This window comes from Pseudomonas sp. TH31 (assembly GCF_016650815.1).
GTDB lineage: Bacteria > Pseudomonadota > Gammaproteobacteria > Pseudomonadales > Pseudomonadaceae > Aquipseudomonas.
This window is the reverse complement of the sequence record NZ_JAEKEZ010000022.1, coordinates 176,696-192,395: the sequence shown is the minus strand read 5'-3', so window position 1 is coordinate 192,395 and position 15,700 is coordinate 176,696. Positions and strand designations below refer to the sequence as shown.

16 protein-coding genes, 1 tRNA gene and 3 pseudogenes are annotated in these 15,700 nt (G+C 56.3%); 10 read left to right on the top strand and 10 right to left on the bottom strand.

The genetic code is table 11. The features are described 5' to 3' along the window. Positions 1 to 64: 64 nt before the first annotated feature. The 5 genes from secF to queA form a co-directional block, all read right to left on the bottom strand. A complete protein-coding gene (gene secF / locus JFV26_RS15570) occupies positions 65 to 979 on the bottom strand; it encodes a protein translocase subunit SecF (protein ID WP_201193702.1) in 915 nt (304 codons plus the stop codon). 9 nt (positions 980 to 988) lie between these two features. Next, entirely contained in the window at positions 989 to 2,857 is a 1,869-nt protein-coding gene (gene secD, locus JFV26_RS15565; protein ID WP_201193700.1) for a protein translocase subunit SecD, read from the bottom strand. 63 nt (positions 2,858 to 2,920) lie between these two features. Further along, positions 2,921 to 3,259, bottom strand: a complete 339-nt coding sequence (gene yajC / locus JFV26_RS15560; protein WP_201193698.1) for a preprotein translocase subunit YajC — start codon at positions 3,257 to 3,259, stop codon at positions 2,921 to 2,923. Positions 3,260 to 3,302: 43 nt separating this feature from the next. Then, the gene (gene tgt / locus JFV26_RS15555; protein WP_201193853.1) at positions 3,303 to 4,418 is read right to left on the bottom strand and encodes a tRNA guanosine(34) transglycosylase Tgt; all 1,116 of its coding nucleotides are present in this window, start codon (positions 4,416 to 4,418) and stop codon (positions 3,303 to 3,305) included. A gap of 5 nt (positions 4,419 to 4,423) precedes the next feature. Continuing rightward, positions 4,424 to 5,488, bottom strand: coding sequence for a tRNA preQ1(34) S-adenosylmethionine ribosyltransferase-isomerase QueA (gene queA, locus JFV26_RS15550; RefSeq protein WP_201193696.1), 1,065 nt, complete (start codon positions 5,486 to 5,488; stop codon positions 4,424 to 4,426). Between the two features lie 108 nt (positions 5,489 to 5,596). Here queA and JFV26_RS15545 point away from each other — a divergent pair. Both JFV26_RS15545 and JFV26_RS15540 read left to right on the top strand, forming a co-directional pair. After that, a tRNA-Leu gene (locus JFV26_RS15545) sits at positions 5,597 to 5,681 on the top strand. 157 nt (positions 5,682 to 5,838) lie between these two features. Further along, positions 5,839 to 6,167 (top strand): annotated as a pseudogene (locus JFV26_RS15540) (hypothetical protein). A 93-nt stretch (positions 6,168 to 6,260) separates the two neighbouring features. On the opposite strand, the gene JFV26_RS15535 reads toward JFV26_RS15540, so the two are convergent. Together JFV26_RS15535 and JFV26_RS15525 are read right to left on the bottom strand one after the other, a co-directional pair. Beyond that, entirely contained in the window at positions 6,261 to 6,530 is a 270-nt protein-coding gene (locus JFV26_RS15535) for a hypothetical protein (RefSeq protein WP_201193694.1), read from the bottom strand. Positions 6,531 to 7,479: 949 nt separating this feature from the next. Continuing rightward, positions 7,480 to 7,860 carry a hypothetical protein gene (locus JFV26_RS15525; protein ID WP_201193689.1) on the bottom strand — a complete coding sequence of 127 codons (381 nt, stop codon included), beginning with the start codon at positions 7,858 to 7,860 and terminating at the stop codon, positions 7,480 to 7,482. 679 nt (positions 7,861 to 8,539) lie between these two features. Between JFV26_RS15525 and JFV26_RS15520 the strand changes: the two genes are divergently transcribed. Then, entirely contained in the window at positions 8,540 to 8,851 is a 312-nt protein-coding gene (locus JFV26_RS15520; RefSeq protein WP_201193687.1) for a DUF3077 domain-containing protein, read from the top strand. 224 nt (positions 8,852 to 9,075) lie between these two features. Here the strand turns inward: JFV26_RS15520 and JFV26_RS15515 are convergent. Both JFV26_RS15515 and JFV26_RS15510 read right to left on the bottom strand, forming a co-directional pair. After that, positions 9,076 to 9,261: pseudogene (locus JFV26_RS15515) on the bottom strand (PH domain-containing protein); the annotation flags it as partial. Between the two features lie 32 nt (positions 9,262 to 9,293). After that, positions 9,294 to 9,902 carry a LysE family translocator gene (locus tag JFV26_RS15510; RefSeq protein ID WP_201193685.1) on the bottom strand — a complete coding sequence of 203 codons (609 nt, stop codon included), beginning with the start codon at positions 9,900 to 9,902 and terminating at the stop codon, positions 9,294 to 9,296. A gap of 104 nt (positions 9,903 to 10,006) precedes the next feature. Between JFV26_RS15510 and JFV26_RS15505 the strand changes: the two genes are divergently transcribed. From JFV26_RS15505 to JFV26_RS15475, 7 genes are all read left to right on the top strand, one after another. Beyond that, the gene (locus tag JFV26_RS15505) at positions 10,007 to 10,924 is read left to right on the top strand and encodes a LysR substrate-binding domain-containing protein (RefSeq protein ID WP_201193683.1); all 918 of its coding nucleotides are present in this window, start codon (positions 10,007 to 10,009) and stop codon (positions 10,922 to 10,924) included. Between the two features lie 13 nt (positions 10,925 to 10,937). Then, the gene (locus JFV26_RS15500) at positions 10,938 to 11,459 is read left to right on the top strand and encodes an adenylate kinase (RefSeq protein ID WP_242487841.1); all 522 of its coding nucleotides are present in this window, start codon (positions 10,938 to 10,940) and stop codon (positions 11,457 to 11,459) included. A 22-nt stretch (positions 11,460 to 11,481) separates the two neighbouring features. Beyond that, a complete protein-coding gene (locus JFV26_RS15495) occupies positions 11,482 to 11,943 on the top strand; it encodes a bleomycin resistance protein (protein WP_201193681.1) in 462 nt (153 codons plus the stop codon). 45 nt (positions 11,944 to 11,988) lie between these two features. After that, positions 11,989 to 12,573 (top strand): DedA family protein, encoded by a 585-nt coding sequence (locus JFV26_RS15490; RefSeq protein ID WP_201193680.1) that lies wholly within the window; start codon positions 11,989 to 11,991, stop codon positions 12,571 to 12,573. Next, positions 12,563 to 12,823, top strand: coding sequence for a hypothetical protein (locus tag JFV26_RS15485; RefSeq protein WP_201193679.1), 261 nt, complete (start codon positions 12,563 to 12,565; stop codon positions 12,821 to 12,823). The genes JFV26_RS15490 and JFV26_RS15485 overlap by 11 nt, the downstream gene beginning before the upstream one ends. 467 nt (positions 12,824 to 13,290) lie before the next feature. After that, positions 13,291 to 13,593: a hypothetical protein gene (locus JFV26_RS15480; RefSeq protein ID WP_201193678.1), complete on the top strand. Its 303-nt coding sequence runs from the start codon at positions 13,291 to 13,293 to the stop codon at positions 13,591 to 13,593. Between the two features lie 420 nt (positions 13,594 to 14,013). Further along, positions 14,014 to 14,298 (top strand): hypothetical protein, encoded by a 285-nt coding sequence (locus tag JFV26_RS15475; protein WP_201193677.1) that lies wholly within the window; start codon positions 14,014 to 14,016, stop codon positions 14,296 to 14,298. Positions 14,299 to 14,451: 153 nt separating this feature from the next. On the opposite strand, the pseudogene JFV26_RS15470 reads toward JFV26_RS15475, so the two are convergent. Then, a pseudogene (locus JFV26_RS15470) lies at positions 14,452 to 15,626 on the bottom strand (acetylornithine/succinylornithine family transaminase). Positions 15,627 to 15,700 lie beyond the last annotated feature (74 nt).

Genomic DNA, 15,700 nt, shown 5'->3' with positions numbered 1-15,700 from the left:
CATAAAAAAAGGCGCGAGTTCAACTCGCGCCTTTTTTGGCTGACCGCTGGAAAAACGATGGCCGTTATGGACGGTCGTCGATTTCCTTCTCGGTAGCCGCAGGAGGAATCAGATCCTCGCTGTTCAGGTTCAGCCAGATCAGCACCACGTTCGCGATGTAGATCGACGAGTAGGTACCCGCCAGCACACCGATGAACAGGGCAATGGAGAAGCCGAACAGGTTGTCACCACCGAAGAACAACAGCGCCGAGATCGCCAGCAAGGTGGAGATCGACGTCGCCATGGTCCGCAGCAGGGTTTGCGTGGTCGAGATGTTGATGTTCTCGATCAGGCTGGCCTTGCGCAGTACACGAAAATTCTCACGAACCCGGTCGAATACCACGATCGTGTCGTTGAGCGAGTAACCAATGATCGCCAGCACCGCCGCCAACACCGTCAGGTCGAAGGTGATCTGGAAGAACGACAGGATCCCGATGGTCACGATCACGTCGTGGATCAAGGACACGATGGCGCCGACTGCGAACTTCCACTGAAAGCGGAAAGCCAGGTAGATCAGGATGCCGCCCAGCGCCATCAGCATGCCGAGGCCGCCCTGGTCGCGCAGCTCTTCACCGACCTGCGGGCCAACGAACTCGACGCGCTTGACCACCGCCGGGTTGTCGCCGCCGACCTTTTTCAAGGCATCGGCCACCTGGTGACCCAACTGCGGATCTTCACCCGGCATACGCACCAGCAGGTCAGTGGTCGCACCAAAGCTCTGAACGATGGCCTCGTGGTAACCCGACTCAGCGAGCTGAGTACGCACCTTGGCCACATCGGCCGGACGCTCGTAGGTCAGCTCGATGAGCGTACCGCCGGTGAAATCCAGCCCCCAGTTCATGCCCTTGTGCCAGCAACTGAACAGTGCCAGTGCGGTAAGGAACAATGTGACGCCGAACGCAACGTTGCGAACGCCCATGAAGTTGATTGTACGTAACATGGCAGCCCCTTAAATCCACAACTTCTTGAAGTCCCGACCGCCGAAGATCAGGTTGACCATCGCGCGGGTCACCATGATGGCCGTGAACATCGAGGTCAGAACCCCGAGGGACATGGTCACTGCGAAGCCTTTGACCGGGCCGGTGCCCATCGCAAAGAGAATCCCGCCGACCAACAGTGTTGTCAGGTTGGCGTCGAGAATCGCGGTGAATGCCCGGCCGAAGCCTTCGCTGATTGCCCGTTGCACCGTCATGCCTGCCGCGATCTCTTCACGAATCCGCGAGAAGATCAGTACGTTGGCGTCGACCGCCATACCCATGGTCAGCACGATACCGGCGATACCCGGCAGGGTCAGCGTTGCACCCAGCAGCGACATCAAGGCCAGCAGCAACACCATGTTCACGCCCAGCGCGACGGTGGCGATGATGCCGAAGAAACGGTAGATGGCGATGATGAACAGCGAGACGAACAGCATGCCCCACAGCGATGCATCGATACCCTTGGTGATGTTGTCGGCACCCAGGCTCGGGCCAATGGTGCGCTCTTCAGCGAAGTACATTGGTGCAGCCAGACCACCGGCACGCAGCAGCAGCGCCAGTTCGGAGGATTCACCCTGACCGTTCAGGCCGGTAATACGGAACTGAGCACCCAGCGGCGACTGGATGGTCGCCAGGCTGATGATCTTCTTCTCTTCCTTGAACGTTTGAACCGCGACGTCTTTCTCGACACCATCAACCAATTGCTTGGTGTAGGTGGTCACCGGACGTTGCTCGATGAAGATCACCGCCATGCTGCGACCGACGTTGCTGCGCGTCGCACGACTCATCAGCTCGCCACCATGACCATCCAGGCGGATGTTCACTTCTGGCGTGCCGTGCTCGCCGAAGCCAGCCTTGGCGTCAGTGACCTGGTCACCGGTGATGATCAGGCCGCGCTCGATCTGTGCCGGCGGACGCTTGCCTTCACGGAACTCGAAGGTTTCGGAAGTGGCTTTCGAAGCGCCAGGCTCTGCAGCCAGACGGAACTCGAGGTTGGCCGTCTTGCCGAGGATACGCTTGGCTTCTGCGGTGTCCTGCACGCCCGGCAGCTCAACCACGATGCGGTTGGCGCCCTGACGCTGGACGATCGGTTCGGCAACACCCAGCTCGTTGACGCGGTTACGTACCGTGGTCAAGTTCTGCTTGATGGAGTATTCACGGATTTCCGCCAGCTTGGCCGGGGTCATCGCCAGACGCAGTACCGGTTGGCCATTGAGGTCGGCCGGAACAATATCGAAATCGTTGAAGTTCTTGCGGACCAGCGCACGGGCCTGCTCGCGGGTTGCTTCATCAGTGAAGCCCAGCTGAATGGCGCCACCCAGTTGCGGCAGGCTGCGATAGCGCAGCTTCTCTTTACGCAGCAGGCTCTTGACGTCGCCTTCGTACACTTTCAAGCGGGCGTCGAGGGCTTTGTCCATGTCCACTTCCAGCAGGAAGTGCACACCACCGGACAAGTCCAGACCCAGCTTCATCGGGTGCGCGCCAAGGCTGCGCAGCCATTGCGGGGTGGTTTGTGCCAGGTTCAGTGCAACAACGTAGTCATCGCCCAACGCCTTGCGCACGACGTCTTTGGCCGGCAACTGGTCTTCAGCCTTGGTCAGACGGATCAGGCCGCCCTTGCCGTTCGCCGACAGCGTGGCTGCCTTGACGTTGATCCCGGACTCCTTGAGCGCAGTGCTCACACGGTCCAGATCAGCCTGATTGACCAACAGTGCAGTACTTGCACCGCTGACCTGAATCGCCGGGTCATCAGGGTAAAGATTGGGAGCGGAATAAATCAGACCGACCGCCAGCACCGCCAGGATCAGAATGTATTTCCACAGAGGGTATTTGTTCAGCATCACGCCGCCCGCTTATGACGCGGGGCGCCTTGCGCGCCCCGTCGATTGAGTAGAAGTTGGAACTTAGATCGCTTTGAGCGTGCCTTTTGGCAGCGTGGCGGCGATGGCGCCTTTCTGGAACTTCATTTCCACGGTGTCGGAAACTTCCAGAACCACGAAATCATCAGCCACTTTAGTGATCTTGCCGGCGATACCGCCGGTGGTCACAACTTCATCGCCTTTTTGCAGGCTACCCAGCAGGTTCTTCTGCTCTTTGGCGCGCTTGGCCTGTGGACGCCAGATCATCAGGTAGAAGATGACCAGGAAGCCGACCAGGAAAATCCACTCAAAGCCGCCGCCCATTGGGCCTGCAGCTGCGGGTGCAGCACCATCGGCCATGGCATTAGAGATAAAAAAGCTCATTTAGCACTCCAGTTGCAAATGTTGAATCTTGGGGTCAGAAAACTCAGTCCAAAGGCGGAACGGGAAGCCCGCGTTTGGCGTAGAAGGCATCGACAAAGGCGGCCAATGTACCCTGTTGAATAGCCTCGCGCAAACCAGCCATAAGCACCTGGTAATGGCGCAAATTGTGGATGGTATTCAACATGCTACCCAGCATTTCGCCGCACTTGTCCAGATGGTGCAGATAAGCACGGGAGAAGTTCTGGCAGGTGTAGCAATCACAGGTCGGATCCAGCGGCGTATCATCATGGCGATGGAACGCGTTACGGATCTTCAGCACGCCGGTATCAATGAACAGATGCCCATTGCGGGCATTACGGGTTGGCATCACGCAATCGAACATGTCCACGCCGCGGCGCACACCCTCAACCAGATCTTCCGGTTTGCCAACGCCCATAAGGTAACGAGGTTTGTCAGCCGGCATCAGGCCCGGCAGGTAATCCAGCACCTTGATCATTTCGTGCTTGGGCTCGCCCACCGACAGGCCGCCGATGGCCAAGCCATCGAAGCCGATCTTGTCGAGGCCTTCCAGGGAGCGCATGCGCAGGTCCTGGTGCATGCCGCCCTGAACGATACCGAACAGCGCCGCCGTGTTGTCGCCATGGGCGTTTTTCGAACGCTGGGCCCAGCGCAGCGAGAGTTCCATGGACACACGGGCGACGTCTTCGTCAGCCGGATACGGGGTGCATTCGTCGAAAATCATCACAATGTCGGAGCCCAGGTCACGCTGGACCTGCATCGACTCTTCCGGACCCATGAACACTTTGGCGCCATCGACCGGGGAGGCGAAGGTCACGCCCTCCTCCTTGATCTTGCGCATGGCGCCCAGGCTGAACACCTGGAAACCGCCGGAGTCGGTCAGAATCGGGCCTTTCCACTGCATGAAATCGTGCAGGTCGCCGTGCTTCTTGATCACTTCGGTGCCAGGACGCAGCCACAAATGGAAGGTGTTGCCCAGAATGATTTCCGCGCCCGTGGCGACGATATCCCGTGGCAGCATGCCCTTGACCGTACCGTACGTGCCCACCGGCATGAAGGCCGGGGTCTCGACGGTACCGCGCGGGAAGGTCAAACGACCGCGACGCGCCTTGCCGTCAGTGGCCAGCAGTTCAAACGACATACGACTCATACAGTTTCCTCAGGGCCCGATTCTTTAGGGGCAGTCGGCGCAGGATTACGGGTGATAAACATCGCATCACCGTAGCTGAAAAAGCGGTAACCATGCTCCACCGCTGCTTTATAAGCAGCCATGGCTTCGGGATAACCGGCGAACGCCGAAACCAGCATCAACAGCGTGGATTCAGGCAAATGGAAGTTGGTGACCAGGGCATCGACCACATGAAACGGCCGGCCCGGGTAGATAAAGATGTCGGTGTCGCCACTGAATGGCTTGAGCACGCCGTCGCGGGCGGCGCTTTCCAGGGAACGCACACTGGTGGTGCCCACCGCCACCACGCGCCCACCACGAGCGCGGCAAGCGGCGACCGCATCCACCACATCCTGGCCGACTTCCAGCCATTCGCTGTGCATGTGGTGGTCTTCGAGCTTCTCGACGCGCACCGGCTGGAACGTGCCCGCGCCGACGTGCAAGGTCACGAACGCGGTCTCGACGCCCTTGGCGGCAATCGCCTCCAGCAACGGCTGATCGAAATGCAACCCCGCCGTCGGCGCCGCCACTGCGCCCAGGCGCTCGGCGTACACAGTCTGATAGCGCTCGCGGTCCGAGCCTTCATCCGGGCGGTCTATATACGGCGGCAACGGCATGTGCCCGACGCGATCGAGCAGCGGCAACACCTCTTCGGTGAACCCCAGCTCGAACAACGTATCGTGCCGCGCGAGCATTTCGGCTTCGCCACCGCCATCGATCAGGATCTTCGAACCGGGCTTGGGCGACTTGCTGGAACGCACATGGGCCAGCACGCGATGACTGTCGAGCACCCGCTCCACCAGGATTTCCAGCTTGCCGCCGGAAGCCTTCTGGCCAAACAGTCGCGCCGGAATCACCCGGGTATTGTTGAACACCATCAAATCGCCCGGGCGCAAATGCTCGAGCAAATCAGTGAATTGACGGTGTGCCAGGGCGCCGCTGACCCCATCCAGGGTCAACAGGCGACTGCCGCGACGCTCGGCCAAAGGGTGGCGAGCGATCAGCGAATCAGGGAGTTCGAAAGTAAAGTCAGCAACGCGCATGATGGGGTTCGTCTAGCAGGGGCCGGAAGTCTAGCGGAAATAGTGAAAATAGACCATGAAACGTGATTGACCAACGGTAATCTCATCTCTATACTTCGCCGCCATTGAGCCCTGATGGCGGAATTGGTAGACGCGGCGGATTCAAAATCCGTTTTCGCAAGAAGTGGGAGTTCGAGTCTCCCTCGGGGCACCAAAATCAAGAAAGGCCTTGCTTTGCAAGGCCTTTTTTTCGCCTGCAGAAAAGCGACTGGCCCCCACCACCCCGTAGGAGCTGCCGAAGGCTGCGATCTTTTGATCTTGCCTTTAAGGCGCCACAACCCAACCCAGCCAACGAATCAAGGATTCACACAATGGAATTGCCACTGGAAACCGTTGCCCTGTTCGCCCTCAAGCTGGCTTATGAGCGAGAGGGGGAAAGCCCGATCCTGCGAGATGATCCGATCATGAGCGATTACGAGCGCGAGGTTTTTGGTTTACTGGTGCGCCAGGGGGATGTCGCGGCGATCCAACTGAAGGTTAACCAATGCCTGGCGTTAGCACTGGGTGCCTTGGGGGCGCGGATAAACCGTTGGGGCGTGAGCTGCAGAGGTTGTCGGTGGATTTTTATGGCGCGCAGACTCTGCCGCAACTGGAAGCGCCGCTTCTGATGCTGCAGAACTACCTGAAAGACATTTATTGAGCGCCAAAAAATCAAACGGAAACGGCAAACCTCAAGCGTGCCACAGCGTCGCTGTTTCACGCGCGGCAAGATCCGCCAGCGTTGTCGAAAACCTTAAGCTCGTGCAACGACACCTTCAATTTTTTGGTTTTGGTTGGCCTGCATCTCCTGATTTTTTTTAATTTCACCCTCCACTTCCTCGCTCAGCCTCGTGAGCTCCTTCGTCTTGGCCGTGCCCGGACATCCAATACTGGCGGTATTCAGCAAGTTGTTGATCTTAGCCTGCGCCTCAAGCAACTTGGCCTTCTTAGCATCAAACAGCTGATTAACGGCGCTTAGCGCATCCGGATCGGACCTCAGTATGATAAAAAGCGGGATATCCATATTCTTCGCTCCGCACAGTTTTCCCCTCAGGGTTTCTATAAGTTTCGTGTCTACTTTATACGGAGGAACTACGACGGGTGATCCAACGCATTTTAAACTCAGCACATTCATAACAACCCCAAACCGTTAAAGTAATCAGTGGACACCGTCAAGCCTGTACTCAGCGCCCCCATGACATCTGTTCTACTGCGCTTCCAGACGGCAATGGAGTATGACGGCCAGTTATTCTCGCCACGCAACTGAAAGCCGTAGTCTCAAGAGACTTTTACAACGCCCTATCCCACTCGTTAATCTACGATCATAGCGATGAAATAAAACCCCACCGCCATATTTCGCTCATGCCGAGCGCAAAGCAAACAGCTGCTGACTGGCGGGCCATGCCCGATATCAAGTCTGCTCATCGCATCGTGCGTGCTTACTCCCACGAGTTTGAGCTTTGAACATAAGCGTTCGGCAAACACGCCTTCTTGATCCCAACACTTATGTGCAAAGGAGACATCGCAGCGACTCAGCAGAAAGCTGATCAATGCCTGAGCATGGCGATAAATGCTATCGGCGACGTTGATACAGCCCTGGGCCAGGAACTTCACAGACGAGCAGCACACTTCAGCGCTACGCGGACGATGGAGCAATTTGATAGCTCGCTCAATGCACTCAAAGACTAATTGAAAGACATACAGATAAAAATCTGCACGCGAGCAAACCCGATACTGAAATCATTCAACAACACCCAACTGACTTTAAAAGGGGATGAACAACTATCAGAAACAGCTATCGAGCGCACTGTTGCGCAGATTAAGGTGCAGCTGAATTACATGTACAAGGATTGATTGAAACGGCTCATCAACTGAGCCTTAGCGCACTCATCAACAGGGAAATCTGGCCTTCCACTAGCCATTGAAAAATCCTCAACCAAAGCGCTAAAAACCTAGAAACTCTTTATTTTTTATTAATAATAGTCACCATTCTTAACGTCAAGTGCACGTTGATCCATTGCCCGATTATTATTTTCCATGCCTCGTTGCTGTTCACGCTGGGAGGGCCCTCGAGTTTGAGAAGCTTGATAGCCTTGCTTAGCTGTTATTTTTTTATCGATAGCCGTATTACATTTATCTATTTTCGCATTTAGATTACTCGCGTCGCTCAACATGCCTTTCAGCTGAGTCTCTTTCATCCTGGATGCTGCGCGATTCTCCTTAACAACAACGTCTTTTAATGTTGTTAGCTTCACCACTATTTTTTCTATATTTAATTGTGCTTTTTTTGCAGTCTTACTTGCATGACTCAGAGTATCCAAGGGGTTTATTATGGCATTGCAGACTTTGGCCAACCCCCCTGCCTCATTAGTTCTTTTTTAATTCTCCCTGTAGCTTACTGATAGCTGATTTCGTGACATGAGTATCCATGCCCACCTTACCCAGCCCAAAACACGCGGATATACTAAAGCCCATAAACCCTCCTGATTATTAACCTAGCATCATATCCTCGAAATAAAAAACCTCTGCCAAATTCCGCTCAACCCTGGTGTAAAATTGCGCAATTAATTTTTCAAATGCTATTTGTATTTTTAAATACGGATAGATATCGGAAAGTTCTTAAATGGCGGCAAGTACATCTTTACTGTTTCTGAGGCCGCTGGTTTCCAGTGAAAGAGCCTGAAACAGGATGTTTTCAAAGGTTGCAGGATAAGGGCCTGCACGATACCCTCCCACCGTCGCTGCCAATTCAGCAACCGGGCTTGGAAACCCGTTCAAATCTGGGAGCGCATCAGCGTTTTATTCATGATTACAGGTGATTTTTTACTCCTGCAATCCTGATCTATGGCGGCTGTGCGTGGGACGTCTTCGGACGTGCCGGTTTACTGGATTTTCGGTTTTCCAACCTTGGAGCGTCATCATGCGCAGCATAAATCCGTACAAATTCTGGCTTTCCCCTCTACGCAATTCCCAATCGCGTAACGCCTCATCGTTCGCTCTCTCCTACCGCCTCTCCATTACCGGAGATGCCCAATGACCGATCAACCGGAACTCAAAACCATCGGCCTGACGCCCGTACTCTATTGCTCAGACCGGCCCCTGTTCCATGTCACCCGTGACGTGCCGCTCGGTGATGCGTTGTCCATGGCTTCTGACTTTCTATTCCTGGCCAAGGCGCTCACCAAAGACGCTGCTTTCAACAGAGACACGGACACTCATGCCTGGGCTGCGCATTATTTGACGTCGATGAGTAAGGCGGTGGTGGATGATGCGGTGAAGGTGTTGATGCGGGGGCGGGCTTCTACTGTGCCGCCTAAGCGGGCGGCGGAGAAGGCTGAGGAGTAGCGGCTGGGGGATGGGTTTGCTTGCGATGGGGTTGTGTCAGTTAGGTTAGGTGTCGGCTGATATATCGCTTTCGCGAGCAAGCTTGCTCCTACAGGGGGTGGGGTTGTGTCAGTTGGTTTAGGTGTTGGCTGATCTGGCGCTTTCGCGAGCAAGCCCGCTCCCACATTTTGGATCCTGTTTAGCCAGTTGGAGCCCCGAGTTTTCGGGGCTTTTTCGTGTTCGGGTCAGAGGACGTGTTGAGAGATCAGTTTTGAGATTTCCACCATAGATGTCCTGCCGGTGAATTCGAATTTCACTTTGCCCAGTGACGAGAAGTAGATTTCCAGTTCCGAATCCAGATCGAACGTGCCGCAGGTTTCCACCGAGTACGCGACGATGTTTTTGTGCGGCAACGGGGTGAAGTCTTTTTGCTGCCGGTATAGCCGCCCAACAGGCCCCCAGGCTATTTGGTCGCAGACGCCATCAATACGCCGAAGCCAAAGAAGGTCATGCCGGACAGTTTTCCGGCAATCCTGGCGCCGCGCGCAGTGGAGAGCCAGCCACGCGCGCCATTGGCCATGAACGCATAACCGCTATGGACCAACACCACCAGCAGGCTGTAAGACGACACCAACAAAAGGAACTGGGCGTAATAGTTTCCGGTCGACCTGATGAACTGGGGAAACACCGCCAGAAAAAAGAAGCCGGCCTTTGGGTTCAGCAACTGGATCGACAAGGCTTCGACAAACCGGCGCCATGGACGGGAGGACGAGACCTTGAGTTCGGGGATAAAACGCTGGGTTCGCCACATCTTGATCCCCAGGTACATCAGGTACAGCGCGCCCGCAGACTTCAACATTGTGAACGCCGTCGCCGACGTAGCGAGGACCAGTCCCGCACCGCTGGCTGAAATCCCGGCAACGATAAACGCCCCCAGGGCGATACCACCAATGCCCGGCAACGAGCCCGCCCAGCCATGACGCAACGCGTTGGAAATCGTCAACACCACACCGGGACCCGGGCTTAATACGGTTAACGTGGCGAGTATCAAAAACAGTCCGTAACTGGCCATGCTTCACTCCTGATCCGCAATCCTCTGAACGGCTGCAGATTGGCGGGACGAAACAAGCCTGACAAACGCTTTAATTGCGCCTCATATGTGACTAAATTAGACACATGATCGCCAACCTTCCCCCACTCAATGCCGTTCGCGCCTTTGCCGCCGCCGCTCGCCACCAGAGCTTCAGCCGCGCAGCCGAAGAACTGCATGTCAGCCACAGCGCCGTCAGCCGCCACGTTAAATTGCTCGAAGAGCATTTGGGGGTGTTGTTGTTTGAACGCCGAACCCGGCAATCATCGCTGACGCCCGCCGGTCAGGCGTTCTACGAGCACGTCAGCCTGGCGCTGGCTCAGATCGCCAATGCGGCGGCAAGCCTGAAAAGTGGACGGAGGGTGCGCAAGGTGAAAATCAATGTGCGCCCCTCCTTCGCGGTGCGCTGGCTGATCCCACGATTGCCCGCGTTCATGGCGCTGCATCCCGATATTCAGCCTGAGGTCGTCACCAGCACCTTGCCCCCCGATCAAACCCGCGAACGCTTCGACGTGGTCATCCGGCGAGGTGAAGCCGATTGGGCGACCAACCTCCAGCCGCAGGTGCTTCTGGACGATGAGATCATTCTGGTGGCGGCCCCTTCGCTGATTCAGAACACCGCGTTCAATAGCCCGGGCGACCTTCTGAAGCATACGTTGTTGACCGGTCGCACTCGCCGTCGGGACTGGCAGGACTGGGCCAGGCACGCCGACATTGCCATACGACGCGATCAACCCGTGCTGAAGTTCGATCACCTGCACCTGGTGCTTCAAGCGGCCGTTGATGGGCTCGGCGTTGCGCTGTGCCCGACCTCTCTGCTGGGGAAGGACCTGGCCAGCGGGCGCCTGATCAGCCCTTTTCCCGAACTGCGGCTGCCATTGACCCGCTATTACTACGGCGTCTCACAGGATGCCGGGCGCGATGCGCAGGTCTTTATTGACTGGATGTTCTCCAGGATCCAACAGGATGTCGTGGATAACGACCCCGAATTGTCATTGCAGTAAACGGCTTATGAGTATGAACAAACACCCCGACATGAACCTCACCCGAACCCTGATCATCGGCAACTCTGGCTCAGGCAAAAGTTGGCTGGCCCAGCGACTGGCTGAACACAAGCGCCTGCGCTGGACAGATCTTGACCTGATTCACTGGGTTTCAGACGAACACAGCATCGCCCGCCCTCGTGCCGAAGCCTTGGGCATGGCGCGAGTGGCAGCCAGTGAAGCGGCTTGGGTGATTGAGGGCGTTTACGGCTGGATCGTCAGCGAACTCCTGCCTCAAGCGAGCGCGCTGATCTGGCTGAGCCTGGAAGACGACGATTGCGTGGCCCGGATTCATCAACGAGAGGCGCAACGTGATGCGAACGACGCGTTGCTGACAGCGTTACTGGAATGGGCCGGCAGCTATCGCAGTCGCGAAGGGTCCTGCGGATTTTCGGCCCATCGGCGTCTGTACGAAGGATTCGCCGGTTCGAAACTTCAACTGACGGGCCAGGGCGAAATCACTGCGTTCATGAGTGCCATGCAACAACCCGACTGACGCCAATCACCCAAGGACGCGTATGTTTGCACGAAGCAAGTTAGTTCCCGAACTGATGGTCACCGACCTCCATAGAAGCCTGCACTTCTGGACCTCGCTGATCGGTTTCAACATCGCCTACGAACGCCCCGAATCGAGCTTCGCCTACCTTGATCAAAGTGGTGTTCAACTGATGCTTGAGCAATACGACCCTGGCGAAGGCCAATGGCTGACCGGCCCGCTGGAAGCACCGCTGGGGCGCGGCATCAATTTTCAGATCAGCGTCGATTCAGTCGAACCTATTCTCCAGCGGCTGGCCGAAGCTCAATGGCCGTTGTTTCGGCCCTGTACTGATGCCTGGTATCGCGCGGACGCGGCAGAAGTCGGCCAGCGTGAATTTCTGGTTCAGGATCCGGACGGTTATCTGCTCCGGTTAGTGGAAAGTCTGGGGGAACGGCGATGCCAGTCCGTTAAAAAGATCTCAGGTGAAACACATTCGTTGTAGCCGCTGGCGTTACGGCTTATCTGACTTGTATCAGGGGGAACGGCCTTGTTTGAACACATAGATCTCCACTATTTACTCGCCACTTACGGTTATTGGGCAGTGTTCTTCGGCTGTTTGCTGGAGGGCGAAACCATCCTGATCCTGGGTGGCATGGCGGCTCATCAACACTTGCTGCACCTGTGGCCGGTGATTGGCTGGGCCAGCTTGGGCGGGATGCTTGGCGATCAGTTGCTGTTCTGGAGCGGACGTTACTTCGGTGGGCGACTGTTGCCGCGCCTGCATCGGCAACAAGCGTCGATTGATCGCGTGACCGGACTGATCGCCCGGTATCCGTCGATTTCAGTGTTTGCCGTGCGCTTTCTGTACGGCATGCGGCTGGTGGGGCCGATGGTCATCGGGGCCAGCGGCCTGTCGCCACTGCGGTTCACACTGCTGAATGCAGTGGGCGCGGTGGTCTGGGCCACGCTGTTCGCCAGCGCCGGATACTGGGCCGGCCAGGCGCTTGAAACGATGTTGGGCAACCTGAAACCGTATCGCTTGCCGATTGCGCTTGGGGTTGTGGTGTTGGCGGTGGTGGTTGCGCTGGTTCGGCATTGGCGCAAGAAGGTCAAAGCGCGTCGTGTTTCATGAGTCGATAACAAAATCATCCTCTGACACCACTCCTGTAGGAGCTGCCGAAGGCTGCGATCTTTTGATCTTGATTTGTTGCGAGTTTGAAATCGCTGAAGATCAAAAGATCGCAGCCTTCGGCAGCTCCTACGGTCTGGCAATCATCTCCACTTCCCGCTCATCAATCGTCAGTGATGTTGGCGGTGGTGGTTGCGCTGGTTCGGCATTGGCGCAAGAAGGTCAAAGCGCGTCGTATTTCATGAGTCGATAACAAAATCATCCTCTGACACCACTCCTGTAGGAGCTGCCGAAGGCTGCGATCTTTTGATCTTGATTTGTTGCGAGTTTGAAATCGCTGAAGATCAAAAGATCGCAGCCTTCGGCAGCTCCTACGGTCTGGCAATCATCTCCACTTCCCGATCATCAATCGTCAGTGGTGTTGGCGGTGGTGGTTGCGCTGGTTCGGCATTGGCGCAAGAAGGTCAAAGCGCGTCGTGTTTCATGAGTCGATAACAAAATCATCCTCTGACACCACTCCTGTAGGAGCTGCCGAAGGCTGCGATCTTTTGATCTTGATTTGTTGCGAGTTTGAAATCGCTGAAGATCAAAAGATCGCAGCCTTCGGCAGCTCCTACGGATAGGTGGCGGTCACTCAGGCTGCGTTTAGCGCCCGGCAATCCCTCTGGCAATCATCTCCACTTCCCGCTCATCAATCGTCAGTGATGTTGGCGGTGGTGGTTGCGCTGGTTCGGCATTGGCGCAAGAAGGTCAAAGAGCGTCGTGTTTCATGAGTCGATAACAAAATCATCCTCTGACACCACTCCTGTAGGAGCTGCCGAAGGCTGCGATCTTTTGATCTTGATTTGTTGCGAGTTTGAAATCGCTGAAGATCAAAAGATCGCAGCCTTCGGCAGCTCCTACGGTCTGGCAATCATCTCCACTTCCCGCTCATCAATCGTCAGTGATGTTGGCGGTGGTGGTTGCGCTGGTTCGGCATTGGCGCAAGAAGGTCAAAGCGCGTCGTATTTCATGAGTCGATAACAAAATCATCCTCTGACACCACTCCTGTAGGAGCTGCCGAAGGCTGCGATCTTTTGATCTTGATTTGTTGCGAGTTTGAAATCGCTGAAGATCAAAAGATCGCAGCCTTCGGCAGCTCCTACGGTCTGGCAATCATCTCCACTTCCCGATCATCAATCGTCAGTGATGTTGGCGGTGGTGATTGCGCTGGTTCGGCATTGGCGCAAGAAGGTCAAAGAGCGTCGTGCTGCAGTGAGTTGATAAAGATAATTTTCACACCGCTCCTGTAGGAGCTGCCGAAGGCTGCGATCTTTTGATCTTGATTTGTTGCGAGTTTGAAATCGCTGAAGATCAAAAGATCGCAGCCTTCGGCAGCTCCTACGGTCTGGCAATCATCTCCACTTCCCGATCATCAATCGTCAGTGATGTTGGCGGTGGTGGTTGCGCTGGTTCGGCATTGGCGCAAGAAGGTCAAAGCGCGTCGTATTTCATGAGTCGATAACAAAATCATCCTCTGACACCACTCCTGTAGGAGCTGCCGAAGGCTGCGATCTTTTGATCTTGATTTGTTGCGAGTTTGAAATCGCTGAAGATCAAAAGATCGCAGCCTTCGGCAGCTCCTACGGTCTGGCAATCATCTCCACTTCCCGCTCATCAATCGTCAGTGGTGTTGGCGGTGGTGGTTGCGCTGGTTCGGCATTGGCGCAAGAAGGTCAAAGCGCGTAGTGCTGAGTGAGTCGATAAAGATAATTTTCTACACCGTTCCTGTAGGAGCTGCCGAAGGCTGCGATCTTTTGATCTTGATTTGTTGCGAGTTTGAAATCGCTGAAGATCAAAAGATCGCAGCCTTCGGCAGCTCCTACAGGTGGGTGCGCCCATTCAGGCTGCGTTTAGCGCCCGGCAAACTCCTCTGACAATCATCTCCACTTCCCGCTCATCAATCGTCAGCGGCGGCAGCAGGCGAATGGTTTTGCCGCGGGTCACGTTGATCAGCAGGCCATGGTCCCGGGCCGCGATCAGGGTCAGGTCGCGGATCGGTTGGGCGAGTTCGATGCCGATCATCAAGCCTTGGCCACGGATCGCCAGGACGTTCGGCTCATCGGCCAGTTCGACGCGCAACCTGGCCAGTAGGCGTTCGCCTTGTAGCCGGGCGTTCGCTAGCAGGCCTTGTTCTTCAATGATCTCCAGCACGGTGCAACCGACCCGGCAGGCCAATGGATTACCGCCGAACGTGCTGCCATGGCTGCCGGGGGTGAATAGCTCCGCGGCTCGGCCCGGGCCAGGCAGGCGCCGATGGGTACACCGTTGCCCAGGCCTTTGGCCAAGGTCATGACATCCGGGACGATGCCTTCATGCTGGAACGCGAACCACTGGCCAGTGCGGCCGATGCCTGTCTGGATTTCGTCGAGCATCAGTAGCCATGAGCGCCGGTTGCACAGTTCGCGCACCGCCTTGAGGTAACCGGGCGGGGCCCGTTGCACACCGCTTTCGCCCTGGATCGGCTCCATCAGGATCGCCACGATTCTTGGGCCGTGGGCCTGCTGCACGGTGTCCAGGGCCTTGAGGTCACCGAACGGCACTTTGATGAAATCCCCCGGCAGCTCATTGAAACCCAGGCGTACCGCCGGGCCGTCGCTGGCGGACAAGGTACCGAGGGTCCGGCCGTGGAAGGCGTTCTCCATGACCACCACCAGCGGTTGCTCGATGCCTTTGTGCCAGCCGTAAAGCCGTGCGAGCTTCAACGCCGTCTCGTTGGCCTCGGCACCCGAGTTATTGAAAAACGCCCGCTCCATGCCCGAGAGCCGAGTCAGTTTTTCCGCCAGTCGCTGCTGCCAGTCGATGCTGTAGAGGTTCGAGGTGTGCAACAGCAACCCGGCCTGTTCGCTGATGGCCGAGACGATTTTAGGATGGGAGTGGCCGACGTTGGTCACCGCAACGCCCGCCACTGCATCCAGATACTCACGACCCGCCTGGTCCCACAGGCGCGTGCCCAGGCCTTTGATGAAACTCAGGGCCAGGGGTTGGTAGGTAGTCATCAGGCAGGCGGTGGTCATGACATCAAGCTCCATCAATGGTCGGTGTTTTTGCAGTATGGTTAGCCACCTGAGCTGGATAAATGCTGCAATAC

Excerpts from the sequence above, each read along its gene's own strand:
- secF (WP_201193702.1), bottom strand. The coding sequence starts at position 979 with ATGTTACGTACAATCAACTTCATGGGCGTTCGCAACGTTGCGTTCGGC.
- secD (WP_201193700.1), bottom strand. The coding sequence starts at position 2,857 with ATGCTGAACAAATACCCTCTGTGGAAATACATTCTGATCCTGGCGGTG.
- yajC (WP_201193698.1), bottom strand. The coding sequence starts at position 3,259 with ATGAGCTTTTTTATCTCTAATGCCATGGCCGATGGTGCTGCACCCGCA.
- tgt (WP_201193853.1), bottom strand. The coding sequence starts at position 4,418 with ATGTCGTTTGAACTGCTGGCCACTGACGGCAAGGCGCGTCGCGGTCGT.
- queA (WP_201193696.1), bottom strand. The coding sequence starts at position 5,488 with ATGCGCGTTGCTGACTTTACTTTCGAACTCCCTGATTCGCTGATCGCT.
- JFV26_RS15535 (WP_201193694.1), bottom strand. The coding sequence starts at position 6,530 with ATGGATATCCCGCTTTTTATCATACTGAGGTCCGATCCGGATGCGCTA.
- JFV26_RS15520 (WP_201193687.1), top strand. The coding sequence starts at position 8,540 with ATGACCGATCAACCGGAACTCAAAACCATCGGCCTGACGCCCGTACTC.
- JFV26_RS15510 (WP_201193685.1), bottom strand. The coding sequence starts at position 9,902 with ATGGCCAGTTACGGACTGTTTTTGATACTCGCCACGTTAACCGTATTA.
- JFV26_RS15505 (WP_201193683.1), top strand. The coding sequence starts at position 10,007 with ATGATCGCCAACCTTCCCCCACTCAATGCCGTTCGCGCCTTTGCCGCC.
- JFV26_RS15500 (WP_242487841.1), top strand. The coding sequence starts at position 10,938 with ATGAACAAACACCCCGACATGAACCTCACCCGAACCCTGATCATCGGC.
- JFV26_RS15495 (WP_201193681.1), top strand. The coding sequence starts at position 11,482 with ATGTTTGCACGAAGCAAGTTAGTTCCCGAACTGATGGTCACCGACCTC.